The organism is Mucilaginibacter pedocola (assembly GCF_002013915.1).
Lineage (GTDB): Bacteria > Bacteroidota > Bacteroidia > Sphingobacteriales > Sphingobacteriaceae > Mucilaginibacter > Mucilaginibacter pedocola.
Window position 1 is genome coordinate 89,597 of sequence record NZ_MBTF01000009.1, and the last position, 23,990, is coordinate 113,586.

Consider the following 23,990-nt stretch of genomic DNA (forward strand, 5'->3'; position numbering starts at 1 on the left):
CGCAAGGTAGTTATCCTGATAAAATATTCCGAAATCGAAAATTCGAAATCCGAAATCACACAAAATTCCTATCTTTGCCCATGCAAGAAAAAATCCTCATTCTTGACTTCGGTTCGCAGTTTACCCAACTCATCGCGCGCCGCGTCAGAGAACTCAACATCTACTGCGAGATTCACCCCTTCAACAAAGTTCCGGAAGTTGACGAAAGTGTACAAGGTATCATCCTTTCAGGCAGCCCGTATTCGGTACGCCAGGAAGATGCCCCGCATTTTGATTTTGTGAAACACCACACCACGCTGCCTATTTTGGGCGTTTGCTACGGTGCACAATACATTGCCCATTTCCATGGCGGCGAGGTTTTAGCCTCGAGCACCCGCGAATACGGCCGTGCTAACCTCGATTATATTAAAGAGGGCAACCCGCTGTTTAAAGATGTACCGAAGGGTTCGCAGGTGTGGATGTCGCACGGGGATACCATTGCGCGTATTGCACCAAATTTTGAAATTATTGCCAGCACCGATAGCGTTGAAGTTGCGGCTTACCAAATTACCGGTACGCAAACTTACGCCATACAGTTCCACCCCGAGGTTACGCACAGTATTGACGGCAAGCAATTGCTGCAAAACTTTTTGGTAGACATTTGTGGTTGCAAACAAGATTGGACACCGGATTCGTTCATCGAAACCACCATCGCCGAACTGAAAACTAAACTTGGTGAAGATAAAGTGGTATTGGGTTTATCGGGCGGTGTAGATTCGTCGGTAGCGGCGGTATTGCTGCACCAGGCCATTGGCGCCAACCTGCACTGTATATTTGTCGATAACGGATTGCTCCGTAAAGATGAGTTCGAGTCGGTTTTAGATTCGTACAAACACATGGGGCTTAATATAAAAGGCATTGATGCCAAACAGCGTTTTTACGATGCATTGGCAGGCCTTACCGACCCAGAGAAAAAACGCAAAGCCATTGGCCGTGTGTTTATCGAGGTGTTTGATGATGCCGCTCACGAAGTACAGGGCGTAAGCTGGCTTGGCCAGGGCACTATATACCCTGATGTTATTGAGTCGGTATCGGTAAAAGGCCCTTCGGCTACTATTAAATCGCACCACAACGTTGGCGGTTTGCCCGATTTTATGAAACTGAAGGTTGTAGAACCGCTGAACACCTTGTTTAAAGACGAAGTGCGTCGTGTGGGAGCAGCTTTAGGTATCGATCAAAACATTCTTGGTCGCCACCCTTTCCCGGGCCCGGGCCTGGCCATCAGGATATTAGGTGATATCACACCCGAAAAAGTTGATATTTTACAACAGGCAGATGCAATTTACATCAACAATTTGCGTAGTGCCGGTGTTTACGATAAGGTTTGGCAGGCAGGCGCCATTTATTTACCGGTTCAATCGGTAGGTGTAATGGGCGATGAGCGTACTTACGAGAACGTAATATGCCTGAGAGCTGTGGAATCGTTAGACGGCATGACGGCCGACTGGTGCCACTTGCCTTATAACCTGCTGGCCAAAATCTCTAACGAGATCATCAACAACGTAAAAGGAATTAACCGGGTAGTATATGACATCAGTTCGAAACCGCCTGCCACTATTGAGTGGGAATAAGTGGTTATTTATAGTATTTGCACTGCTGGCGGGCGCTTGCTCGCCTAAAGTGCGTACTGTACCCGTTGCTACTAAACCTGCCGAAAAGCCCGCAGAAAAACCAAAGCCAACCGAAAAACCTCCGGTAAAAACGGTGGAGGCAAAGGCTTCGGTAGTATCGTTGATATTACCATTGAGCCTTGATAAACTGGCACCCGGGCAAAGCTACAGCCGTACCGACCTTACCCAGGCCAATATGGCGGTAGAGTATTACCAGGGCTTTAAACTCGCGCTTGATTCGGTTGCAGGGCAGGGTGCGAACTTTAAGTTACAGGTTTACGATAGTAAGGATGATGCTGCAATACACAGCCTGGGCTTAAACCCGCAGTTAAAAAATGGCGACCTGATAGTAGGCCCTATCTTCCCCGAAGATATACGCCTGTTCGCGGGTATGTTCAATTATTCGCGCAAGCCTATTGTTTCGCCATTGTCGCCCGCCTCCCCTACGCTGTTTAATAACCAAAATTTGGTTACCATGACCCCGCCGTTGGAATATCATGCCAAGGGTGCCGCTACGTACATTGTTGATAAACTGAAACCTAAAAAGGTATTTATCCTCAACTCCGGTTTTAGCGACGAGAAGCTTTATAACTCGCCTTTCAAACGCACTATCGATAGCCTGGGCAAGCGAAAGATACAAGTGATACCTTTCACCGTTACACGCGGCAACCTTACGCCATTGGTGGCCAAGCTTTCGGCGAAGGACCAAAACATATTCCTGGTACCTTCAACCAAGCAGGCATTTTTAATGGTGACGTTAAAATCGCTTGATACCCTGGCCAAAAAATTCCCGGTAACGGTTTTCGGGCATCCCAGCTGGGAAAAATACGCTTTCCTGAAAGCCGGGCTGCTCCAACGATTGAATACCCACCTTACCAGCTCGGATAAAGTGGATTACAAGTCGCCGGCTGTAAATACATTCATCCGTCAATACCGCCGCATTTACCGCGCCGACCCTACCGATTACGCCATAAAAGGCTTTGATGAGGGCTTGTACTTTGGCGAACTACTGGCTCGCGACGATGATAGCTACCGCCGAGTAGAGGACCATGATTTTAAAGGGCTGCACAACAACTTCCATTTTGAGAAAAAGCCCGGACAGGGTTGGATAAATACGCATGTAGACATCCTTCGGTACGAGAATTTTGAACTAAAAGAGGTAGAATGAAAGCCATAAACCAGCTTAAAACCTTTCAGCGAATTTTGGGCGAATACCCGGCCGATACCCCTTTAGGTAAATTCCTCCCCGGCTTTTACAGGCAAAATAAACAAATGGGCAGTACCGACCGAAAGGTAGCCGGCCGCCTCATATACAATTATTTCCGCTTGGGCAAAGCGCTTTATAACACGCCAACCGAAGAGCGGCTGATGGTTGCAGAGTTTTTGTGCAACAGCCAAACCAATTCTTTCCTGCAACATTTCAAACCCGATTGGGCGGCCTGTGTGGGTTTCAGTATCGATGAAAAGATAGCGATGGTAAAGGTTGCCCATCCTGATTTTAAACTCGCAGATGTTTTCCCATGGAGTGCGCAATTATCGGATGGGATAGATAAAGAAGAATTTCTAAAGTCGTTTTTTGTACAGCCCGACCTGTACATCCGGGTAGCCAAAGGCGCCGAAGCACAGGTTAAAACTGAACTGACCAAGGCCGGTGTGATATTTAAGGACGAAGGCAATAACTGCCTTTCACTGCCTAACGGCACCCGACTGGAAACCATCTTTCAAAACCAGCACTTGTACGAGGTGCAGGACTATTCGTCGCAACAAACAGCCAATTACTTTAAACCCCAAAAGTGGGATGCCTGGTGGGATGCCTGCGCAGCCTCGGGCGGTAAATCGTTGCTATTGCACAGCCTGCAGCCGGATATCAAACTGGTGGTGTCGGATATACGCGAGTCGATACTTGCCAACCTCGACGAACGTTTTCAACAAGCAGGCATACGCAAATACCAAAAGAAACTCCTGGACCTTACCGAGAACAACGAACAGTTGCTTTACCAGTACGAGTTCGACGGTATAATACTGGACGCCCCCTGCAGCGGCAGCGGCACTTGGGGCCGCACACCCGAAATGATCAGCCAGTTCGAGATACATAAAACCGACTTTTTTAAGCGCCTGCAGCATAGCATCATCCCCAATGTTGCCAAACACTTAAAGCCCGGCAAGCCGCTCATCTATATCACCTGCTCTGCCTTTAAAGCCGAGAACGAAGACGCCGTAAATTATATGGTGAACGAGTTGGGCCTGCAACTGGAAGAAATGCAGGTTTTGAAAGGTTATGAGCGCAAGGCTGATACGATGTTTGTGGCGAGGTTAAACCAACCCGAAGCCCCCCCCGCCCCCTGAAGGGGGAGCCTTTGAAAAGCTTATTCGAGAAACGCGATGCTATGCACCGCGTTTTTTGTTTAATAACAATTATCACAGCCGCGCTAATCAAAAGCTCCCCCTTCAGGGGGCTGGGGGGCTCCGCTTTTTGTTAAATAATGTTAATCCATTTCGGTATTGAATATCAACCGCCTACATTCGGGTGTTCAATAACGGCTTTCAACCTATGCTTCACAACTACTTTATTATTGCCTGGCGAAACATCGTCAAGCACAAGCTTTTTTCACTGATCAATATTTTCGGCTTGTCGGTAGGTATTGCGTTTACCCTGTTGGTGTCCGCCTATGTATGGCACGAAGCCGGCGTAAATTTAGATCTGAAGAACGCCGAAAACCAGTACATCATCCAAAGCAAATGGCGCGACCCTAATATGGGTAACACCCTTACGGCGCTGGCACCTTTGCCCAAGGCCTTAAAGGATGAGTACCCCACCTTAGTGGCCAACTATTACCATTGGGACGGCGTAAGTTCCAATGTATCAAAAGGCGATAAACACTTTAGGGAAAGCCTGCAGGTAGGCGATAGCACCTTCCTAACCACCTACGGTTTTAAGTTGCTGCACGGTGACGCCAATACTGCGCTTAATGATCCATTTTCGGTAGTGATTACCGAGGATAGGGCAATTAAGTACTTCGGTAAAACGGACGTGGTTGGCGAAACCCTCAACATTGAAAATTTTAAAGGCGAAAAACACGATTTTGTGGTGCAGGGCGTATTGGCCAAACTCGGCAAAAACTCGGTAACCAACGTTATTGATCAAAGTAACAGTACTTTCTTCCTGCCCGGAGCAGCAGCAAAATTTATGGGCCGCAGCCTCGACGGGTGGAGCAATACCATGATAGTTGGTTTAGTGGAACTTCGCCCCGGCGTAAAACCCGAAGCCCTTGATGGGCCTATGCGTAGCCTACTCAAGAAAAATGCTCCCGAACAAATAAGCGCCAACTTAACCCAATACCTTGTCCCGCTGAAGGACTACTACCTCGAAGCCAACAACGGACTGATAAAAACAATGCTTTACACGCTATCGTCCATCGCTCTGTTTATACTGCTGATGGCGGTTATCAACTTTGTAAATATCTGCATCAGCCGCTCTTCGCAGCGTATGAAAGAGATGGGCATACGCAAAGTTTTAGGCGGCTTGCGCAAACAACTCATCTGGCAGTTTTTGATAGAATCGGTATTGATGGTGTTCATCGCCACGCTGATTGCGCTTGGTATTTACGCAATAGGCAGACCGTATTTTGCAGCATTTTTAGATACGGACATTAGCGGCCTGTTCTCTTTCCCGCTTTATGTTTATCCGCTGCCGTTCCTGCTGGCTTTAGTTATCGGGCTGATAGCCGGGCTTTACCCTGCATTGGTGCTATCATCGCTTAAATCTGTCGACTCATTGAAAGGCAAACTGAACCAGGTGAAAGATAACGTGATATTCCGTAAAGCGCTTATTGCATTCCAATTTGCAACAGCCGCAGTAGTACTTATAGGAGCTATAGTAGTCTCGAAGCAAATAAACCTGTTCTTCAGCAAAAACCTGGGGTACGATAAAGACTACGTGGTTTACGCCCAGCTTCCGCGCGATTGGAGCAAACCCGGGGTACAAAAAATGGAAGGCATCAGGTACCGAATGGCACAATTGCCGCAGGTAAGCTCGGTAACATTATCATGGGAAATACCCGACGGTAATAACGGCGGCAGTTTCAGGGCGGCAAAAATAGATGCAGATTCGGCATCGGGTTTCGATTCGCAAACCCTGATGACCGATAACCAATATGCTATTACTTACGGTTTAAAAGTATTGGCCGGTCAGTTTTTTATGCCGCAATATACCCAAGCCGATTCGGCGAAAGTGGTTATTAACCAAACGCAGGCAAAACTCTTGGGCTTTAACGATCCGCAGCAAGCCATTGGCCAACAATTTAAAGCAATAGGCAGTCCCGATCCTTTGTCCATTTGCGGTGTAGTGGCCGATTTCCAGTTCGGGTCGATGCAGAGCAAGATACAGCCTATAACGTTCTACAACGTCAACCAAACCACCTTTTACCGCTATTTCTCTATTAAACTAAAACCGGGCAATATACAAAACAGCCTGGAAGTGCTGCAAAAGAAATGGGCAGAGGTAATGCCCGGCGCGCCGTTCGAATATGGCTTTATGGATGAGGCTCTTGCAAAAATGTATAAAACCGAACTTCAACTAAAGCAGGCAGCCTACCTGGCCACCGGGCTGGCCATCATTATTGTGCTATTAGGCGTGTTGGGTTTGATATCGCTCAGCGTACAAAAGCGCACCAAAGAGATAGGCATCCGCAAGGTGTTAGGTTCATCAGTAGGGCATATCATCTCCTTGTTCCTGAAAGATTTTTTAGGCACGGTGGCCATCGCCGCATTGGTTGCTTGTCCGCTGGCCTGGTACATCATGCAGCATTGGTTGAATAACTATGCTTGTAAAATAAGCCTTTCGCCTATGCCTTTTGCCATTGCTGTGCTGGCCCTGGCGGCGGTTACAGCGGTACTTATCAGTATACAAACGGTTAAAGCAGCGTTAGCCAACCCGGTGAAGAGTTTGAGGAGTGAATAGGCTAAGCCCCGCCCCCCAGCCCCCTAAAGGGGGAGCATTTGATTGACAAACAACTGTTGCAGATTTTATTTATTACCTATATCTTCCATGCAAGTCAAAAGCTCCTCCGCTAGCCAGCGGAGGCTGGGGGCTTGAGCTATGCATACCATAACCTACATCCTCAAAACAACCATAGTTTACATGCTGCTTTGCGTGTTTACGTTTTTAATGCTTCGGGGTATTGTGGAGTATTTACCTATGCGGGATGATATCGGTTTCCTTCAATTTAAGAAGGACTACCTGCACATCCTGCCCTGGAAGATCGCCTTTTACACCCATGTGTTCTCCGTTATCCTTTGTTTGTTGGCAGGGTTTACGCAATTCAATAACGATATACTGCGCGATCATAAAAAGCTGCACCGGGTGATGGGGCGCATTTATGCCTACGATATCCTGATCATAAATTTCCCGGCCGCTATGATCATGGCTATTTATGCCAATGGGCTGCTGCCTACTAAAACGGCCTTTGTGATACTGGACTGCCTTTGGTTTTGGTTCACCTACAAAGCGGTAGTTGAAATAAAAGCCGGAAATGTGAAGGCCCACAAAGAACACATGATACGCAGCTATGCGCTTACGCTATCGGCGGTTACCTTAAGGCTTTGGAAGATCATTATCTCCAGCATCATCACCATTGACCCACTGCCGCTTTACATGATAGATGCCTGGATGGGTTTTGTGCCTAATTTGCTGTTTGCCGAATGGCTGATAAGGAGGAACAGAAACAAACGACGCATTAACCTTACCGCCTAAACTGAACATTAGCAAGCACCAGGTACGACATCGCAGCTAAAATCAAAACAAAACTGAGCACGAAGGTGATCCCTGCCAGCAATTTGGGATGAGTGTTGCCATCTCTTTCTAATTTCTTGCGGGTGGCTTTTGCAACAAAAAAGCAGCAACGGCGGCTATGATCGGAAATATATAAACAACGATAAAAATTAGTCCCATACTGTCTATCTTTTAAATATGTAATTACCTGCGAAACTCCATCTGGCTTAAAATAATGATCACTATTATAAAGAAGATAGCCACAAAGCAGAATAAGAACGCCAGCACACCCGCCAACCCGGGGAACCTGTTACCTGCTTTCCTGAGCTTTCTGCTAATGACCCTACCCGCAAAATAACTCGGTACGGCAGATGCGATCAGCGTTAATATAAAAGCGATCTGTATCTGCCGGTCGGTGTCCAAAAAAAGCAAGATGGCGGGTGTAACTGATAAAATTGTGATCATGATCTGTGTGCGTTTACCTGTTAAGCTGAAGGTTTGTTGCAATAATGACCCATACAACAAACAAAGTAGCTAAAAAGCCGAATATAAAGGTTGCAGCGGCCCATATTATTGCCTTTGCCTTACCCGAATTTTTGAAACTCCGCCAGATGTAACGCGATGCAAAATAAGCCGGGAGAGCAAGGGCGATCGATACAACTACAAGTTCCACAGCACCAATATTGAGTAGAAGGATTGGAGCGGATATCAACAGAAGGTTCATGATAAGGTATCGTTTTATCTGCTTAACCTAAAATTCATAACAAAGGCAAGTCCAATAACGAAGAGTAAAATGAAACAAACCAATATAAAAGTTATTGCACCCCATACCAACGATAATTTATTGCCCGATTTGTTTAACCTGCGTTCAACCGCGCGCGCTACAAAATAAACTAAAAGTGCAACAAGGCTAAATACCGAGCTGTACGTTGCAAGCCATAATAATATATCTGATCTCATGGTTTAATGGATAATAGGTTTAGATTAAATGCCTTATGTTCAGGGCTTCTCTAAGTTACCAATTTTACCTATTCAAACTAAATCTTTACCGACATCAAAAGCAGTATTTATTCTCCTCTACGACCAGCTAAACCGCGTGTAGTAAATAATAGCAAAAGCTATCGCACAGAAAATAACAACAAAGCAAAATACAAACGTGAATATACCAATGGCACCGGCACTTTGATTGCCCGATGCCTGTAAACCTCGTTTAACTTTCGATGAAATAAACATGGCAGCCGCCATGGCAATTAATAAGATGATTATTATTCCTATGAATATCATTTGTATGTGTATGTGGTATTAAAGACCGCTATTACTCCTAAACAACTTAACAGCGATGGCCAGCAGTATCACCCCGAAAGCTTTGCGTAAAATATGCAAACCTGTTTTGCCCAAAAGCCTTTCGAGCCAGTGCACATTTTTCAGCACCAGGTAAACTACTATGGTATTCAACACAATGCCCACCACGATGTTTTGGGTTTGATATTGCGATTTCAACGAGAGCAAGGTGGTCATAGTTCCCGCCCCCGCGATCAGCGGGAATGCCAGCGGGACGATAGAGACAGCCTCAGGGGCTTCTTCCTTAAAAAAGTCGACACCTAGCACCATCTCCAATGCGATGATAAATATCACGATAGAACCCGCAATGGCAAAAGAAGCTATATCCAAACCGATAACCGAAAGCAGTTCTTCGCCCACCAACAGGAAGGTTACCATCAGTATCAGCACCGCAATGCTTGCCTTTTCTGATTGGATATGGCCCGCGCGCTGTCGTAATTGAATGATAACGGGAATGGCGCCAAGTATATCGATAATGGCAAAAAGGATCATCGTTACCGATAATATTTCCTTAAATACAAAGTGTGGCATAGGCGTTCGGCTTTTATTCGCTCACCTTTAAGCGAATACTTAACAAAAATGCAATTAAAATATAGAAAGCCGATAAAAAGAACACACTATGTACAGATATGGCCGAAACAAAACAGCCCAAAAACAAAAAAGGTTCTGCCATGGCAGAACCTTTTTTGTTAAAATTATAGCGTTGTACTATTCAACATATTTAGGGTTTACCGGATCAACGGCACCTTCAACAACACCACGGCGCACATGCGATCTTTTGATGCTGTAGCCGAAGTAGATAATGAAGCCAATCAATAACCAACCGATAAGCCTTGCCCAGTTTTCCCAGCCCTCGCTGGCAATCATACACAAGCAAATGATGGCACCCAACGGGCAAACGATCATGTAAGCAGGTGTTTTAAACGGACGGGTGATATTCGGGTCGGTTTTGCGCAGGATCATGATACCTAAACATACCAGTACGAACGCGAACAACGTACCGATGCTCACCATGTCGCCTACGTATTTATCAGGAATAAAACCTGCGAACAGCGATACGAACACGAAGAACAACCATTGCGATTTGTACGGCGTACGGAATTTAGGGTGCAGTTTTGAGAATACACTTGGTATCAAACCGTCGGTGCTCATGGTGTAGAACACACGGGTTTGGCCCATCAACATCACCAGGATAACCGATGAGAAACCAGCCAAAATAGATACGGTTACAAAGTTGGCCAACCAGCCGTAGCCCGGCATGGCTGCTTTAATAGCGTAGCTAACCGATGCTTCTTTACCGGCGATAAGGAAATCTTTATAAGAAACTAAACCAGTTAACACGTGCGAGAACAGGATGTATAACGCAGTACAAATAACCAGCGATACCAGGATACCTTTTGGCATATCCCTCTGCGGGTTTTTAGCTTCTTGCGCAGCAGTAGAAACCGCATCGAAACCGATGAAAGCGAAGAACACAACGCTTGCGCCGCGCAGTACGCCCAGCCAACCGTGATTAAAGGTTTCGGAGTAATCTACCGTACCGGCACTTACTTTTACCACACCGGCATCGGCAGGTATCATGTATGGGGTGTGCAGGGCTGGGTTAATGAACGACCAGCCTAAGCCAATAATAAGTAATACAATGGCAACTTTTACTACCACAATAATGTTGTTCACCACTGCCGATTCTGCTGTACCGCGGATAAGCAATAATGATAACAAGAACAAGATAAGGATAGCCGGCAGGTTTACGATACCGCGTGTACCCAACTCGGCAGCGTACATACCTACTGTGGTGTTAGATATTTCGAGTGGAGAGTGCGACCACGCATAAGGTATATGCACCTGGAAGAACGTATTGAGAAACTCGTTGAAATACTGCGACCAGCCTATAGATACCGTTGCGGCCCCCAGAGCGTACTCGAGCACCAAGTCCCAGCCGATGATCCAGGCTACAAACTCGCCCATAGTAGCATAAGAGTAGGTGTATGCCGAACCGGCGATAGGTATCATACTGGCAAACTCGGCGTAGCATAAACCCGCCAAAGCGCAACCTGCAGCTGCAATAAGGAAGGATATGGTTACCGCAGGGCCTGCGTGCTCACCTGCTGCAGCAGCTGTACGCACAAAAATACCCGCGCCAATAATAGCACCGATACCCAGCGCAATAAGCGACCCGGCACCCAGGGTTCGTTTCAGTGATTTGTCCGATTCCGCTGATGCCGCCATTAACTGGGCCAACGGTTTCTTGATAAATAAACTCATTTTTAAATTTTAGTAAGATCAGTAATAGTTTAAAACACTTACCCCAAACGTACTTAAATTTATTGAAAACTTAAAGTGCAGAATGTAACAAGGATATGTTTGTGGTAAACAGAATAAAAAGTTGATAATGAGAGTGCCCTGAGCAGATATTGGTAGCTATTTAACCGCAAAGTACACAGAGGATTTGCATGTAAGCGAGCGCAAAGAGGCGCAAAGTTTTGTAGTGGCTATTTTTGAGTGAACACTAATTTTGCAAAAAGGAGCGAATTTCACGAATTATTAAATTTATACAGCAGTATTCAGACAGCCAACAAACCGCGCCGAAAACCGAAGCTCCCTATTTGCTTCTCTATGTGTTAATCTCCGTCATCTTTAAGATTTGCTAATAACCATTTACCGCCTTCATAGTAGAAGTAATAATTAACATGCACACCCGTATCCTCTACCTGGTAAAGAATATTAACTTCCGTTTTACTGATCTGCTCTTTTGTAAAAATATCCGTGCCTTTACTTATTAGTTTTACATTCACCCATTCTTTAGCAGCCAGATATTTTACGGTATCGCCTTTTTCTTCTTGCACCTCAATTCGCAAAGGAAATTTCACATGCGTTTTTTGGTAAACCGAATCGCTGTTAAACCTGGCAAAAAACTCATCGAAACTCGACGTTATATTTTCCTGCTGTTGTCTTTTCAGCTTCGGTAGCTTTTTGTGTGCAGGTTTAACATTCGCCGTTACAGGCGTTTTTTTGCTATCGCCGCATCCCGACAATAACATTGCAGGGACGATGATAAATAGGATAATTTTCTTCATTTCTATGGTAATGCTTTATATAAAAACCACGGCGTCAATACCACGTTCAGCAGTATCATCGCCAAACCCAAAACCTTATTGAACCGTCCCTCCTGCCTGCGCAATAACAAGCCGATAATTAGCCCTCCAACCAGCATCATGGCGGCATCAAAATAAGTAAGCACATCCGGGTCGGGTGGGTAAAAGCGGATATTGAACATGCCTAAAACATCGGGCAGGTACAGGTAAATATCATACAGGCAAAGGATGTAAAGGATAATTCGAAAGATAGGCTTTGGCATACCGCATAAAGCTACTTATATCTTTCAACTTATAAAAAACATGCCGCAAGATGTTTTCTGCAGTGATATGCCTCATGCTTGCGGATGCCTGTGGTCAGGTGCCGGTCAGGCTCGCGGGAGTACTTTTGATCAACAAATCATTGTTATTATGAAAAATTTAAAACTATACCTTCTGGCACTGGCCATGTTCAGCGGCCTCGCCACCTTTGCTCAACAAAAAAATGAATGGGACATACGTGTACGTGCTGTTGCCGTTATCCCGCAGGAAAACGCTACCATCGGCGTTATTGGTGGCGGCGTTAATATTAATAACACGGTTATCCCTGAACTGGACTTTACCTATTACTTTGCCAATAATTTTTCTGCCGAACTGATACTGGGTACCACCAAACATAAGGTGCATACCACGGCATCAAACCTTACACCTATTGGCGGCCCGGCCGCTGCCGATGTTGATCTGGGAAGTGTTTGGCTGCTGCCCCCTACCCTTACTCTGCAATATCATTTGCCAACAGGCACAAGCTTTAAGCCATACGCAGGTGCGGGTATTAATTACACCATATTTTACAGTGCCAATAAAGGTGCAGTAGTACAAGGCATTAAATACCAAAACAAAGCGGCATTTGCGGCACAAGCCGGGTTCGATTATGATATTACCAAAAAAGTATTCCTGAATGTAGATGTAAAAAAGGTGTTCCTGAAAACCAATGTAAAGGTTGATGCGGCTAACCTTACACCTGCAAGCAACCCGGGCTTGGGCAGCAAATTGCAGAATATCCCCGCCGATGTAAACATAAAGCCATGGCTGATTGGTGTGGGTGTGGGTTTTAGGTTGTAGGAACGGTGAATTTTACCACAAAGTGCACTGAGAAAAAACACAGAGTGCACAAAGGGTAAGCTTCCAATTTAAAGCCGCAAAGTTTCGAAACTTTGCGGCTTTGCATTTTCGAGTGAATAATAATTAGCTTTATCACTCGAAACAATGATAATGGAATCGCATCTGGATTTTGAGGAGGGCAGATATTTTGAATATAATACCAAACGTACCCACGGTGCGGCAAGAGTATTAGAAGAATGCGTTATGAGATTAAAACTCATTGCCGATCTTACCGAACATTGTATTTGTCCGGTTTGCGGAGCACCCGATTGTGGTAACGAATTGATCTTATGGGCCCAGTTTGCTGATGAGAAGCTGGCCGTAATAATGGGCGGCGATACTTTTGGCAGTTTTTTGAGCCGTTGGCATTATGAAGGAATAAATGCAGATGACTACCAGAAGCTTCCCGAGTTTATAAAGCAAGACAATGAGTGTACGGGTTGGCGCTCAATACATGCACCAATTAACAAAGAAATTGATGCGGCGGATTTTTTAAGAAGCCTTGAGGTAGTAAAAAACTCAGAATATACTTTGCCCGGGGACGAATTCCTGGAAATTTATTATCCCGTTTTAAAGCAATTTGCCGATGCGGTTATCTCAAAAGATCTAACCTTGAATGTGTTAGATTAAATCTCTCAGGTTTGACTTTATGAACCATAGGCCAAGCTGCTTACTCTTGCTGCCGCGAGCGTCCCCGCTCGTGGCGCGTTTGCAAAGTTGGCACGATGCAAAGCGGACGTTGTATTGCGTTAATGCATAGTAGCTACCTGTCCTGCGGGCCATAAGCGGGGACGCTTGCGGCAGCCTAAAAACCAGCGCGTTGCTTACTGATACCTATTGCCCTCGCAATCCGCGGCCGGTTGTATCGCTGTAAAAGTATGGGGTACAAATTCAGAAAGATGTTAGTTATCAGTAGCGATAACGACTTTGCAAAACCGAATTGATTGGCCACATAAACATTGAAGCCTGCTACGATAATGAAAATGATGAGGTGCCCAAGTTCCGACTTTTTGGTGCGATGGTGCAGGTGTACTAAGGCATCTGTTTTCCTCTCTACCGGGGCGGCTTTTTTGTTTAGCTTTTCCCAGCCTATTAACACCAATAATTTGCGGTAGATGTTTATGCCGAGCGCGCGGTAAAGCTTCCCGCCTTTCTCCCAGGGCTGCTCGTTGTAATAGCCGGAATTAAATCCGTCTTTCACGTTTTCGGTGAACGACATTACGCATCCCATCAACAGGAAGTTCAACGCCCAGGCAAACGCAAAGGTGTCCATCTTCATAAAATGCGCAAGTGCATAGGTTAATGCAATGGTGATGAGTACAATAAAAATTAAGGTTAGGGTATTTCGCATCAGCTAAGTAATTAGGTACCGGGGCTGCCACTAAACTCGTAAAAAACAAGCAATGCTATTTAAACAAATAATTTTTCTTTTCTTTGTAAATTAATTGACTAATCAAGTATATGTCAAATATAAATACATCTTTAGAATTGTTGATGCAGCTATCGCGGTTCCAGGCTTTAGTGGCGCGGAAGTTCGATCAGTTGAGCGTACATGGCTTAGGTTTTAACGATCTGTTGGTGCTGCATACCCTGCAACAGGCGCCAAAAGAAAAAATGCGCAGGGTAGATCTTGCCGAACACATTGGCGTTACCGCATCAGGTATTACCCGTATGCTACTGCCCATGGAAAAAAATGGCTGGGTAAGCCGCGAGGTAAGTGAACGCGATGCCCGCGTGGGCTTTGCCGTGCTTACCCCGGCCGGCAAGCGGCTGTACACAGAAGCCATAAAAACCGCACAGCATATTGCGGAAGGCATTGCACCCGGTCAACAACTGAACGATGGCACCTTACAACCGATGTTCAACTTCCTGAATAACCATTTAAAATAATGCTTTCCGCTATATATCCCTTCCTACCCGAAACGCTTTTATCTGCCGTTGAAAAGGCCGTTCAACAAACCACAACTGAGCCTGTTATAAAGGCTTGCTTATTATCCGGCGGTCTTTCCGAAGCCTCGGTTTTTCGCATCGATACTGAAACAAACAGTTATTTATTGAAGATTTTGCCGGAGGAAGGAACAGATTTAAAAGGCGTACTCGCCAGGCATAAACTTGCATCAGCAGCGGGTGTTGCACCAGAGCTTTATTATGCCAATGATGTGCATGGTATACTCATAACCGCGTTCATTAATAGCCAACCCATTAGTTCGGCATTCTCTCCCGAACAAGCCATAATTGCATTAGCAAAACAGATAAAAACCCTGCATAACATCGAATACCCAGCAATCGGCGAGCAAACCGATTTGAAAGAAGTATTTGACAAAGCGGTGAACTCTTTAGCTGATAAGGGCTTTCTTGCTGACAACGCACCGAAAACATTTTTAAATACTTATGCAGCCATCAAAGACGCGTACCCCTGGAATCACACCTACAAGGTACTCAGCCATAACGACCTTAATCCGCGCAATATCCTATGCGATGGCAGCAAGTTGTGGCTGGTAGATTGGGACGTGTCATCCATCAACGACCGCTATGTAGACCTTGCCATGGCCGCTCACTTTTTTGTCTACACGCCTGACATGGAAAACCTGTTGCTGAACACCTATTTCGCCCGCGAACCATCGCTATATCAATTAGCCCGCTTCCGCATTATAAAACCCCTATGCCGCCTGGTATATGCAGAGATATTTTTACAGATGGTTTTAAAGCAACAATCCACGAACGCAACGTATAATACCGACCCAAACGAGACCAGCCTCGCAGCAGTAGGCCAGCTTTTAAGAACCGGAAACTTATCATTGGATACCTCGACGGGGCAATGGCTGTATGGCAAAGCTTTGCTGAATGCTGCTTTGCAGGCTATAGAGGAAGAGGCTTTCAAAGAGTATATTTCAACGCTCCAATCAGCTGCATCCGCTGCCACGAGCGTCCCCGCTCATGGCCCGCAGGACAGATAGGCGGTAAACATTATTCCAATAGCGATAACAATTGGGAAGCTATTTTATCGGTTTCATTAGCCGAAAAACACCGCTGAAAATAATTGACATGGTTTACCAATTTATTTAGGGTAAGCACTTTGACGTACTGAAATTCTTCAACAGGTTTATAATTCATTAACACAATTAGGTTCTTTACCGCAATTTTTCTATGTCCCCAATGATGACTATTGATCGATAAATTCCCCTCGGCGACCTGGCTGTTCAATAACTTGTACAATGCCGTTCCCGCTCTTCTAACTTGCTGCACCGGAGAATAAAGGTTCAAATTATTTATAGAATCCAAACTCCAGTTTTTTGTCTCTATTAGAAAAATTCCAGCAGGAGATATCAGAATGTGATCTATTTGCACAGAATAAATATAACCATTCGTATTGTGGTCATAGATCGGAGGGTTGAAGGTACAGCTAAAGTCATTTATCAAAACATGGTCATCAGGTAGTTTCTTTAATTCTTCAACCACTTTTAATTCTCCAATAGCACCATAGATCGAGTTGTTTACGTCATCGATCACACTCTTCTTCTTATCAATTTCGGCTAACTCCACCGCACCACTTTCCTGTGTCGCTTTTTCAAAGTTCGAATTGATATATTCATAACGGTTATTCGCAATGACACATGCCTTTTTAAGGTCTTTCAGTGCATTTCCGAACTTGCGATGAAAAGTAGTTTTATAATACCATATCTGAAGCCTGGTGATAACCCTTTTAATGAACGCAATAAATGCCCCAAAATCTTTCGAAGTTGTTTGCGACAAACTTGTTAACCTATCCTCCAAGTTATTCAGGAGTATTCTATGGATCTGTTTAAGCTCAGCTTCTTTTGCATGTATCAAATTTTCTAAAACCGGAATTTGCTCAGCAAGTGCACGCTTTTCCTCTTCGACCAGATGTTGATGCTTTGAAATTATGCCTTGACGATTTACGGAATAACTTTTTTGAAAACTGATCAACTCATTCAACAATATAGAATCATGAATGCCGTTTTCGCGAAAATGTGATTTGATAGTAGTTAAACAGCCTACTTCGTTATAAACCTTACACATCCAATTTCTATAAAATGCTTAATTAAAAAATATGGTACATAGGAGGCCTACAAAAAAAATCGAGCGGCTACAAAAAGACTACGTGCATGAAACACTTTTCTTTATGAGCTTATGCGTTAAGGCCTTCGGTTTCTAAAGGTAACTTTTTCCCACAAAAAAAGCCCCAACTTCCGTCGGGGCTTTCAAATATTCAAGGTAATAAATTACAATTTCTTATCAACCTGCACGGTATGCACATTCATCGATTGTACTTTCTCTTGTTTCTGCATCATTTTGTTGGTTGCATCGGCACTGTTAAGGTGCGGTGCTATAACTAAGGATACGATCGACATCAGTTTGATGAGAATGTTCATAGACGGGCCCGAGGTATCTTTGAAGGGATCGCCTACGGTATCGCCTGTTACAGATGCTTTGTGCGGGTCAGATTTTTTGTAGTAGATCTCGCCGTTTATCTCCACACCTTTCTCAAACGATTTTTTAGCGTTATCCCATGCACCACCGGCGTTGCTCTGGAAAATACCCATCAGCACGCCGCTTACGGTAACACCGGCCAATAAACCGCCCAATACTTCGGGGCCGAAAATAAAGCCGATAAGGATCGGGGTGATCAGTGCGATAAGCCCCGGTGCAACCATCTCGCGGATAGAAGCTTTGGTTGATATCTCAACGCATTTCTCATACTCAGGGCGTGCCTTGTACTCCATAATGCCCGGTATCTCGCGGAACTGTCGGCGAACTTCTTCCACCATGCTCATGGCCGCACGGCCTACTGCAGATATACACAGGGCCGAGAAGATGAACGGTATCATACCCCCCACAAATAAACCTGCCAATACGTTGGCTTTGTAAATGTCGATATGGTCGATACCTGCAACACCCACAAAGGCCGCGAACAAGGCCAGCGAAGTAAGCGCGGCCGAAGCAATAGCGAAACCTTTACCGGTTGCAGCAGTAGTATTACCAACGGCGTCCAGGTTATCGGTACGGTGGCGCACTTCTTCGGGCAGACGGCTCATTTCGGCAATACCACCGGCGTTGTCGGCAATAGGGCCAAAGGCGTCGATAGCCAATTGCATGGCCGTAGTAGCCATCATACCGGCGGCAGCAATAGCCACACCGTATAAACCCGCGAAGAAATATGAACCATATATACCGGCGGCCAAAACAATGATAGGCAACACGGTAGACTCCATACCAATGGCCAAACCACCAATAATGTTGGTGGCATGCCCGGTTGACGATTGCTTAATAATACTCAGCACCGGGCGTTTACCCATAGCAGTATAGTACTCGGTAATGATACTCATCAAAGTACCCACAACCAAACCCACCACAATAGAACCAAACACACCGTTTTTGGTGAACACCAGCGAACCTGCTTTAACAGCACCGGTGGCGTCCAAATCGCGGGTTAGGTATAAATTGCCTTCGGGCAGCATCCACATTACCACAAAATATGTAGCTATAGCGGTAAGCACGATAGATGCCCAGTTACCCATATTCAAAGCGTTTTGTACGCTGTCGGTTTCTTGTTTTACTTTTACCATGGCAGCGCCAACTATCGAGAAGATGAGGCCCAAACCGGCAATTACCATTGGTAATAACACCGGGGCTATACCGCCAAATTTATCGGCAGATACGATCTCGCGGCCCAATACCATGGTGGCCAACATAGTAGCTACGTACGAGCCAAACAAGTCGGCACCCATACCGGCTACGTCGCCCACGTTATCGCCTACGTTATCGGCAATGGTAGCAGGATTACGCACGTCATCTTCGGGAATGCCGGCCTCAACTTTACCCACAAGGTCGGCACCTACGTCGGCCGCTTTGGTATATATACCACCACCCACACGGGCAAACAACGCTATCGACTCGGCACCCAGCGAAAAGCCGGCCAGCACCTCAAGCGCTTTTTCCATATGTTCGCCATTTACGTTGCCGCCAACGCTGGTTACGTACATGGTGTAGAAAACGATAAATAACGAACCCAAGCCAATAATGGCCAAACCCGCAACACCCAGGCCCATAACAGTACCGCCGGTGAATGATACTTTAAGCGCCTGCGATAAGCTGGTTTTAGCAGCTTGTGTAGTGCGCACGTTGGATTTGGTTGCAATACGCATACCCAAGTAACCGGCAAAAGCCGATAGGAATGCACCAATAATAAAAGATACAGCGATAACCGGGCTGGAGGTTTCTACGGTAGTACCGCTCCAGGCCAATAAAATGCCCGCTACAATAACAAAGTAGCTCAGAATTTTCCACTCGGCACGCAGGAAGGCCATTGCCCCATCAGCAATGTAACCCGCCAGTTCGCTCATCGAAGCATCACCGGTTTCCTGTTTGGTTACCCAGGCAGATTTTACTGCCATTACGAGTATCCCCACAAGGCCAAATACCGGAATTAAGTAAATCAAGTAAGTGTTCAAAAGATCCATATAAGTTAGTTAGTTTATAAAAAATGAGCTGGTAATAAATAAACTACGCCAGCGCGCAGGTATAATTGGTTGGTGCAAAATAGTAAAATTAATTTCTTTACAATAGCATGTCAAAATTTAAAGTTTTTGAATAGATTAGGGACTTAAAATTTAACTATTGATGGCATCAGATTCTACTAAAGGTAAAATGAAGCACGAATTGAGCCTGCTCGACGGCACTATGCTGGTAGCAGGTTCGATGATCGGTTCGGGTATATTTATTGTGGCTGCGGATATCACCCGCAACGTAGGCTCGGCCGGCTGGCTTATAGCCGTTTGGCTTATAACCGGTTTCATGACCCTTACCGCCGCCTTAAGTTATGGCGAACTAAGCGCCATGTTCCCCAAAGCAGGCGGGCAATACGTTTTCCTGAAAGAATCGTACAACAAACTAACAGCCTTTTTATACGGATGGAGCTTCTTCGCGGTTATACAAACCGGCACTATTGCGGCGGTGGGTGTAGCGTTTAGTAAGTTTACAGCCTACCTTATACATCCGGTCAGCGAGGACAACATCCTTTTAGATGCAGGCTTTTTAAAGATAAGCGCCGCCCAGATTGTTTCTATCGTGCTGATTTTCTTCCTTACGTTCATCAATACCAAAGGTGTAAAAGGTGGCAAGCTGATACAAACTACTTTTACACTGACTAAACTATTGAGCCTTTTCGGTTTGATCATTTTCGGTTTCCTGGCCTTTAAACCCGAAATATGGAGCGCCAACTGGGCCAACGCCTGGGACCTGCATAAACTTGCTAAAGATGGTACAACAAGCGCTTACACGATGGATGCAGCATTGGGTGCCATTGCTATTGCCATGGTAGGTTCCATATTCAGCAGCGATGCCTGGAACAATGTGACCTTTATAGCCGGCGAAATGAAGAACCCGAAGCGCGACGTAGCACTGAGCTTGTTTTTCGGTACGCTCATAGTAACCATTATTTATGTATCGGCCAACATTGTTTACACCGGTGTTCTGTCGTTGAACGATATCGTAAATGCCGAAAAAGACCGCGTGGCCGTGGCAGCATCTTTGGTAATATTTGGCAGCAAGGGAGCATTGGTGATCGCTGTAATGATCATGATATCAACCTTTGGCTGCAACAACGGGTTAATATTGGCAGGTTCGCGCGTTTATTATTCGATGGCGAAAGATGGCGTTTTCTTTAAAAAGACCGGCACCCTTAATGAAAATGGCGTACCCGAATTTGGCCTATGGATACAGGCCGTTGTTGCATCGATCCTTTGCCTCAGCGGCAAATACGGCGACTTGTTAGATATGATATCATTTGTAGTGGTACTATTTTACGTGCTCACTATTATTGGTATTTACAAACTGCGTAAAAAACTACCCAATGCCGACCGCCCTTACAAAGCATTCGGTTACCCGGTGCTGCCTGCGATCTATATCTTAATGGGGCTTGCATTCTGCATGCTGCTTATCATTTACAAACCGGCGTTCACCTGGCCGGGATTAGGCATTGTGCTGTTAGGCATACCTATTTATTTTATATCGCAAAGTAATGTTAAACCCGAACACGATGCGGTAGTTTAATAATAAGGCATTTTACAAAGCGTTAAGGCGCTAAGTCACTTAAGTTTTTCTTTGCGGCTTAGCGCCTTTGCGTGAAAACCATTTACCGAATGAACATCAACAGACTAAAATCAATAGCCATTATAAGCCTGCTTTTGGCAGGGAATACTTTGCACGCCCAAAGCCTGCAGCAAAAACTGCAAATAGCTTTCAATAAACTACAGCAAGATAGCCAGTGCAAATATGCCACCCTTTCATTAACTGTGCTTGATGCCAAAACCGGCGAACAGGTATTTGCCGCCAACCCGGATATGGGTTTGGCACCGGGCTCTACCCTGAAAACCGTTACCAGCATCACCTCATTTTTTGTTTTGGGGAAAGATTATCAGTTTGAAACTCAGTTAGGCTACACCGGCAGTATCGATAAAAACGGCACGCTTACCGGCGATATCATCATCAAAGGCAGCGGCGACCCAACCCTGGGCAGCTGGCGCTATACCGCTACCAAAGAAGGCAATGTGTTGGCCACTATGGCAGATGCCATTAAAAAAGCTGGCATTAAAAAAATACAGGGTAAAATTATTGGCGACGATGGCGCATACAACCACCAAAGCATCCCCGATGGCTGGATATACCAGGACCTTGGCACGTACTATGGCGCTGGCATTGCAGGCCTTTGCTGGCGCGAAAACCAGTTCGATATAAAACTGAACACAGGTAGCGTTGGCCAACCCATTACGGTAGCAGGCACCGTGCCCGATACCTATTACCTGCAATACAAAAGCGAACTAATAACCGGCGCCCCTAAAACCGGCGACCTGGCTTACCCCTACCTGCCGGGCTTCAACAGCAAAACCATGTACCTGCGCGGCACTTACGCTATCGATCAAAGCAAAAAAAGTATCTCCGCCGCCATCCCCGACCCGGCCTACGATGCCGCCCTGCGCCTGAACGATACGCTGAAGAAACTGGGCATAACCATAAGCACCGAACCGGCTTCCTCATTAACGCTAAAAGAGAAAGCATTGGTTATACCTGCTGCAACCGGCAACTTAACGGTTATCAGATCGCCCGAATTGAGTAAGATCGTTTACTGGCTTAACCAAAAAAGCGTGAACCTTTATGCCGAGCAATTGCTGGCAACCTTAGCCACCAAACTTGGCAAAACACCCGTAACCAGCGATGGCGTGGAAACGATGAAAAACTTCTGGGATGCCAAAGGCATAGACCCGCGCAGCATGAACATTTACGATGGCAGCGGCCTCTCGCCCGAGGACAGGATAACGTCTTCTACCATTGCCCACATATTACAAGCCGCCCACCAGGAAAAATGGTTCGGCGATTTTTATGAAAGCCTGCCGGTTTATAACGATATGAAAATGAAAAGCGGCAGCATCAGCGGGGTACAAGCCTACGCAGGTTTCCAAAAAAACAACGGCCGCGAACTTTGTTTTTCTATTATGGTGAACAATTACAACGGCACAGGCAGCGGCATAAGGGCGAAGATGTTTGCGGTGCTGAATGAGTTGAAGTGAGCCCCCTACCCCCCTGAAGGGGGAACAGAAGTTTGATAAAAAATGTCGTTTCGACGAACAGTGGGCAGGGAAAAGCGAGGCGTGAGGAGAAAACTTATAAGAGCGATAGGCGGGCTTGCATTATGGATAAGTGAAGTGTCGAAGTTTTCTCTTCGCCCTCCCGCTCCTTTCCTGCCCACGTGCTCATCGAAATGAACTGTGTTTAAAAGCAAATAATATTTGAATAATTTTCCTGATATGTTGAGTTAGTTTTAGCTATTGCAAAAGCTTGCTTTAGCAACTTATTTACGACTGCGATCAAAGCAACTTTTTTGGCTTTTCCTTTTGCCAGCAAGCGTTCATAAAGCTCCCGGCAGGCTTTATTGCAGCGTTTTGCGCTCCATGAGCATACATACAATGAGGCCCTGATCGCAGACATGCCCATTTTACATATTCTTGGCCTGCCTTTTACACTGCTGCCCGATTCGAACAGGCGCGGGCATGTCCCAATGTAAGAGCTTAATTTACTGCAATCGCCGAAACGCTCGAAACCACCGCTTACCAGGATGAGCATTATCGCTGTTTTTTTGCCAATGCCAGGTATGCTTTTCAGTCCTGATAGCATTTGCCCATAATGTTCAAGAACGATCTTTTCCATGTTAGCTGAAAGCCGTGATATAAGTTGTTTAAGGTGGCATAGCTCTTTTTGTATCGTCTGCCTCAGTGCTTTTTGCATCATTCCTGTAGCTGTAAAGCTTTCAAGCTGGTTGCTTAACACAGTATGCTGCTTGCTCAATCCTGATAAAATGGCTTCTGTTTGCTGTAATTCTACCACATGCTGCTGTGGTGGGGCCCATTGCTCCGGCTTAGCCATGGCACCATACTCTGCGATCAGGAGTGCGTCTTTCTTATCTGTTTTAGCCCGGGACATACGCATTTGGCTGTAGCGGCGAATCACCAAAGGATTTACCACACTTACCTTAATGCCCTTCGTATGCAGGAAGCAAGCAAGCCTTAAATAATATGGGCCGGATGCTTCCATCACGATATGGCTATCTGTATCCAATAGCTTTAAGAAGCCGTCGAAGCCTGTAGTTTCGTTGCTGAACTGATAATGGCGTCGGCCGGCTGATACGTCAAAGGACGCTTTTGAAATGTCTACACCAATGTAATTTGCATGAGTTTCCATAACTTTGTTTTGAGATAAATACTGTAGAAGAACCTGCTTTACTGCTTATCAATCCTACATACAGGCTCTTGTGGCCTAATGAACTGTTCAAGCTTGTAAGCAAAGGGGTAAAGTGATCTGCATTTCGAACGGCTTCCTACAGCCAATGACAACTCGTGATCTTTCTCTTTACCCTTTTTCTTCTACTTTAAATTTACTCTAAACACTTAACTTTTTCCTATAAGCAAACATAGGATGACA

The 23,990-nt window shown here is 45.5% G+C and carries 21 protein-coding genes; 11 read left to right on the forward strand and 10 right to left on the reverse strand.

The window, feature by feature from the left end; all coding sequences use genetic code 11:
- The first annotated feature begins 80 nt into the window (after positions 1–80).
- From guaA to BC343_RS11540, 5 genes are all read left to right on the forward strand, one after another.
- On the forward strand, positions 81–1,610 hold the full coding sequence (gene guaA / locus BC343_RS11520) for a glutamine-hydrolyzing GMP synthase (protein ID WP_078347935.1): 1,530 nt from the start codon (positions 81–83) through the stop codon (positions 1,608–1,610).
- Positions 1,567–2,817: an ABC transporter substrate-binding protein gene (locus BC343_RS11525; RefSeq protein ID WP_078347936.1), complete on the forward strand. Its 1,251-nt coding sequence runs from the start codon at positions 1,567–1,569 to the stop codon at positions 2,815–2,817. The genes guaA and BC343_RS11525 overlap by 44 nt, the downstream gene beginning before the upstream one ends.
- A complete protein-coding gene (locus BC343_RS11530; protein ID WP_078347937.1) occupies positions 2,814–3,995 on the forward strand; it encodes an RsmB/NOP family class I SAM-dependent RNA methyltransferase in 1,182 nt (393 codons plus the stop codon). The genes BC343_RS11525 and BC343_RS11530 overlap by 4 nt, the downstream gene beginning before the upstream one ends.
- A gap of 205 nt (positions 3,996–4,200) precedes the next feature.
- The gene (locus BC343_RS11535) at positions 4,201–6,609 is read left to right on the forward strand and encodes an ABC transporter permease (RefSeq protein ID WP_078347956.1); all 2,409 of its coding nucleotides are present in this window, start codon (positions 4,201–4,203) and stop codon (positions 6,607–6,609) included.
- Positions 6,610–6,747: 138 nt separating this feature from the next.
- The gene (locus BC343_RS11540) at positions 6,748–7,401 is read left to right on the forward strand and encodes a DUF2306 domain-containing protein (protein WP_078347938.1); all 654 of its coding nucleotides are present in this window, start codon (positions 6,748–6,750) and stop codon (positions 7,399–7,401) included.
- A 222-nt stretch (positions 7,402–7,623) separates the two neighbouring features.
- On the opposite strand, the gene BC343_RS11545 is transcribed toward BC343_RS11540, so the two are convergent.
- The 6 genes from BC343_RS11545 to BC343_RS11570 all read right to left on the reverse strand — a co-directional run bounded on the left by BC343_RS11545 (position 7,624) and on the right by BC343_RS11570 (position 12,118).
- Positions 7,624–7,884: a hypothetical protein gene (locus tag BC343_RS11545; protein ID WP_143822156.1), complete on the reverse strand. Its 261-nt coding sequence runs from the start codon at positions 7,882–7,884 to the stop codon at positions 7,624–7,626.
- A gap of 612 nt (positions 7,885–8,496) precedes the next feature.
- Positions 8,497–8,703 carry a hypothetical protein gene (locus BC343_RS11550; RefSeq protein ID WP_078347940.1) on the reverse strand — a complete coding sequence of 69 codons (207 nt, stop codon included), beginning with the start codon at positions 8,701–8,703 and terminating at the stop codon, positions 8,497–8,499.
- A gap of 18 nt (positions 8,704–8,721) precedes the next feature.
- Positions 8,722–9,291 (reverse strand): MarC family protein, encoded by a 570-nt coding sequence (locus tag BC343_RS11555; protein WP_078347941.1) that lies wholly within the window; start codon positions 9,289–9,291, stop codon positions 8,722–8,724.
- A gap of 177 nt (positions 9,292–9,468) precedes the next feature.
- Positions 9,469–11,025 (reverse strand): amino acid permease, encoded by a 1,557-nt coding sequence (locus tag BC343_RS11560; protein ID WP_078347942.1) that lies wholly within the window; start codon positions 11,023–11,025, stop codon positions 9,469–9,471.
- A gap of 356 nt (positions 11,026–11,381) precedes the next feature.
- Complete coding sequence (locus BC343_RS11565; protein WP_078347943.1) at positions 11,382–11,837, reverse strand: DUF4348 domain-containing protein; 456 nt, start codon at positions 11,835–11,837, stop codon at positions 11,382–11,384.
- Positions 11,838–11,839: 2 nt separating this feature from the next.
- The gene (locus BC343_RS11570) at positions 11,840–12,118 is read right to left on the reverse strand and encodes a hypothetical protein (protein ID WP_078347944.1); all 279 of its coding nucleotides are present in this window, start codon (positions 12,116–12,118) and stop codon (positions 11,840–11,842) included.
- Between the two features lie 148 nt (positions 12,119–12,266).
- Here BC343_RS11570 and BC343_RS11575 point away from each other — a divergent pair, with 148 nt between their 5' ends.
- Positions 12,267–12,956, forward strand: a complete 690-nt coding sequence (locus BC343_RS11575) for an OmpW/AlkL family protein (RefSeq protein WP_078347945.1) — start codon at positions 12,267–12,269, stop codon at positions 12,954–12,956.
- Positions 12,957–13,106: 150 nt separating this feature from the next.
- Positions 13,107–13,625, forward strand: a complete 519-nt coding sequence (locus tag BC343_RS11580) for a hypothetical protein (protein WP_078347946.1) — start codon at positions 13,107–13,109, stop codon at positions 13,623–13,625.
- Between the two features lie 175 nt (positions 13,626–13,800).
- Here the strand turns inward: BC343_RS11580 and BC343_RS11585 are convergent, their stop codons facing one another.
- Positions 13,801–14,346 (reverse strand): glycosyl-4,4'-diaponeurosporenoate acyltransferase CrtO family protein, encoded by a 546-nt coding sequence (locus BC343_RS11585; RefSeq protein WP_078347947.1) that lies wholly within the window; start codon positions 14,344–14,346, stop codon positions 13,801–13,803.
- Between the two features lie 110 nt (positions 14,347–14,456).
- Here BC343_RS11585 and BC343_RS11590 point away from each other — a divergent pair, with 110 nt between their 5' ends.
- Positions 14,457–14,885 (forward strand): MarR family winged helix-turn-helix transcriptional regulator, encoded by a 429-nt coding sequence (locus BC343_RS11590; protein ID WP_202909777.1) that lies wholly within the window; start codon positions 14,457–14,459, stop codon positions 14,883–14,885.
- Positions 14,885–15,952: a phosphotransferase gene (locus BC343_RS11595; RefSeq protein ID WP_078347948.1), complete on the forward strand. Its 1,068-nt coding sequence runs from the start codon at positions 14,885–14,887 to the stop codon at positions 15,950–15,952. Before BC343_RS11590 ends, BC343_RS11595 begins: the two co-directional genes overlap by 1 nt.
- Positions 15,953–15,962: 10 nt before the next feature.
- Here the strand turns inward: BC343_RS11595 and BC343_RS11600 are convergent, their stop codons facing one another.
- Positions 15,963–16,952: a nuclease-related domain-containing protein gene (locus BC343_RS11600; protein ID WP_162276855.1), complete on the reverse strand. Its 990-nt coding sequence runs from the start codon at positions 16,950–16,952 to the stop codon at positions 15,963–15,965.
- A gap of 287 nt (positions 16,953–17,239) precedes the next feature.
- The gene (locus BC343_RS11605; RefSeq protein WP_078347950.1) at positions 17,240–19,477 is read right to left on the reverse strand and encodes a sodium-translocating pyrophosphatase; all 2,238 of its coding nucleotides are present in this window, start codon (positions 19,475–19,477) and stop codon (positions 17,240–17,242) included.
- Between the two features lie 160 nt (positions 19,478–19,637).
- On the opposite strand from BC343_RS11605, the gene BC343_RS11610 reads away from it, so the two are divergent.
- Both BC343_RS11610 and dacB read left to right on the forward strand, forming a co-directional pair.
- Positions 19,638–21,068: an APC family permease gene (locus BC343_RS11610; protein ID WP_078347951.1), complete on the forward strand. Its 1,431-nt coding sequence runs from the start codon at positions 19,638–19,640 to the stop codon at positions 21,066–21,068.
- Between the two features lie 89 nt (positions 21,069–21,157).
- On the forward strand, positions 21,158–22,582 hold the full coding sequence (dacB, locus tag BC343_RS11615; protein WP_078347952.1) for a D-alanyl-D-alanine carboxypeptidase/D-alanyl-D-alanine endopeptidase: 1,425 nt from the start codon (positions 21,158–21,160) through the stop codon (positions 22,580–22,582).
- Positions 22,583–22,784: 202 nt separating this feature from the next.
- On the opposite strand, the gene BC343_RS11620 is transcribed toward dacB, so the two are convergent.
- Positions 22,785–23,750, reverse strand: a complete 966-nt coding sequence (locus tag BC343_RS11620; protein ID WP_078347262.1) for an IS110 family RNA-guided transposase — start codon at positions 23,748–23,750, stop codon at positions 22,785–22,787.
- Between the last annotated feature and the right edge of the window lie 240 nt (positions 23,751–23,990).

What these genes read in the sequence shown, in the direction of transcription:
- guaA (WP_078347935.1), top strand. Translation starts at nt 81, where the DNA reads ATGCAAGAAAAAATCCTCATTCTTGACTTCGGTTCGCAGTTTACCCAA.
- BC343_RS11525 (WP_078347936.1), top strand. Translation starts at nt 1,567, where the DNA reads ATGACATCAGTTCGAAACCGCCTGCCACTATTGAGTGGGAATAAGTGG.
- BC343_RS11530 (WP_078347937.1), top strand. Translation starts at nt 2,814, where the DNA reads ATGAAAGCCATAAACCAGCTTAAAACCTTTCAGCGAATTTTGGGCGAA.
- BC343_RS11535 (WP_078347956.1), top strand. Translation starts at nt 4,201, where the DNA reads ATGCTTCACAACTACTTTATTATTGCCTGGCGAAACATCGTCAAGCAC.
- BC343_RS11540 (WP_078347938.1), top strand. Translation starts at nt 6,748, where the DNA reads ATGCATACCATAACCTACATCCTCAAAACAACCATAGTTTACATGCTG.
- BC343_RS11545 (WP_143822156.1), bottom strand. Translation starts at nt 7,884, where the DNA reads ATGATCACAATTTTATCAGTTACACCCGCCATCTTGCTTTTTTTGGAC.
- BC343_RS11550 (WP_078347940.1), bottom strand. Translation starts at nt 8,703, where the DNA reads ATGATATTCATAGGAATAATAATCATCTTATTAATTGCCATGGCGGCT.
- BC343_RS11555 (WP_078347941.1), bottom strand. Translation starts at nt 9,291, where the DNA reads ATGCCACACTTTGTATTTAAGGAAATATTATCGGTAACGATGATCCTT.
- BC343_RS11560 (WP_078347942.1), bottom strand. Translation starts at nt 11,025, where the DNA reads ATGAGTTTATTTATCAAGAAACCGTTGGCCCAGTTAATGGCGGCATCA.
- BC343_RS11565 (WP_078347943.1), bottom strand. Translation starts at nt 11,837, where the DNA reads ATGAAGAAAATTATCCTATTTATCATCGTCCCTGCAATGTTATTGTCG.
- BC343_RS11570 (WP_078347944.1), bottom strand. Translation starts at nt 12,118, where the DNA reads ATGCCAAAGCCTATCTTTCGAATTATCCTTTACATCCTTTGCCTGTAT.
- BC343_RS11575 (WP_078347945.1), top strand. Translation starts at nt 12,267, where the DNA reads ATGAAAAATTTAAAACTATACCTTCTGGCACTGGCCATGTTCAGCGGC.
- BC343_RS11580 (WP_078347946.1), top strand. Translation starts at nt 13,107, where the DNA reads ATGGAATCGCATCTGGATTTTGAGGAGGGCAGATATTTTGAATATAAT.
- BC343_RS11585 (WP_078347947.1), bottom strand. Translation starts at nt 14,346, where the DNA reads ATGCGAAATACCCTAACCTTAATTTTTATTGTACTCATCACCATTGCA.
- BC343_RS11590 (WP_202909777.1), top strand. Translation starts at nt 14,457, where the DNA reads ATGTCAAATATAAATACATCTTTAGAATTGTTGATGCAGCTATCGCGG.
- BC343_RS11595 (WP_078347948.1), top strand. Translation starts at nt 14,885, where the DNA reads ATGCTTTCCGCTATATATCCCTTCCTACCCGAAACGCTTTTATCTGCC.
- BC343_RS11605 (WP_078347950.1), bottom strand. Translation starts at nt 19,477, where the DNA reads ATGGATCTTTTGAACACTTACTTGATTTACTTAATTCCGGTATTTGGC.
- BC343_RS11610 (WP_078347951.1), top strand. Translation starts at nt 19,638, where the DNA reads ATGGCATCAGATTCTACTAAAGGTAAAATGAAGCACGAATTGAGCCTG.
- dacB (WP_078347952.1), top strand. Translation starts at nt 21,158, where the DNA reads ATGAACATCAACAGACTAAAATCAATAGCCATTATAAGCCTGCTTTTG.
- BC343_RS11620 (WP_078347262.1), bottom strand. Translation starts at nt 23,750, where the DNA reads ATGGAAACTCATGCAAATTACATTGGTGTAGACATTTCAAAAGCGTCC.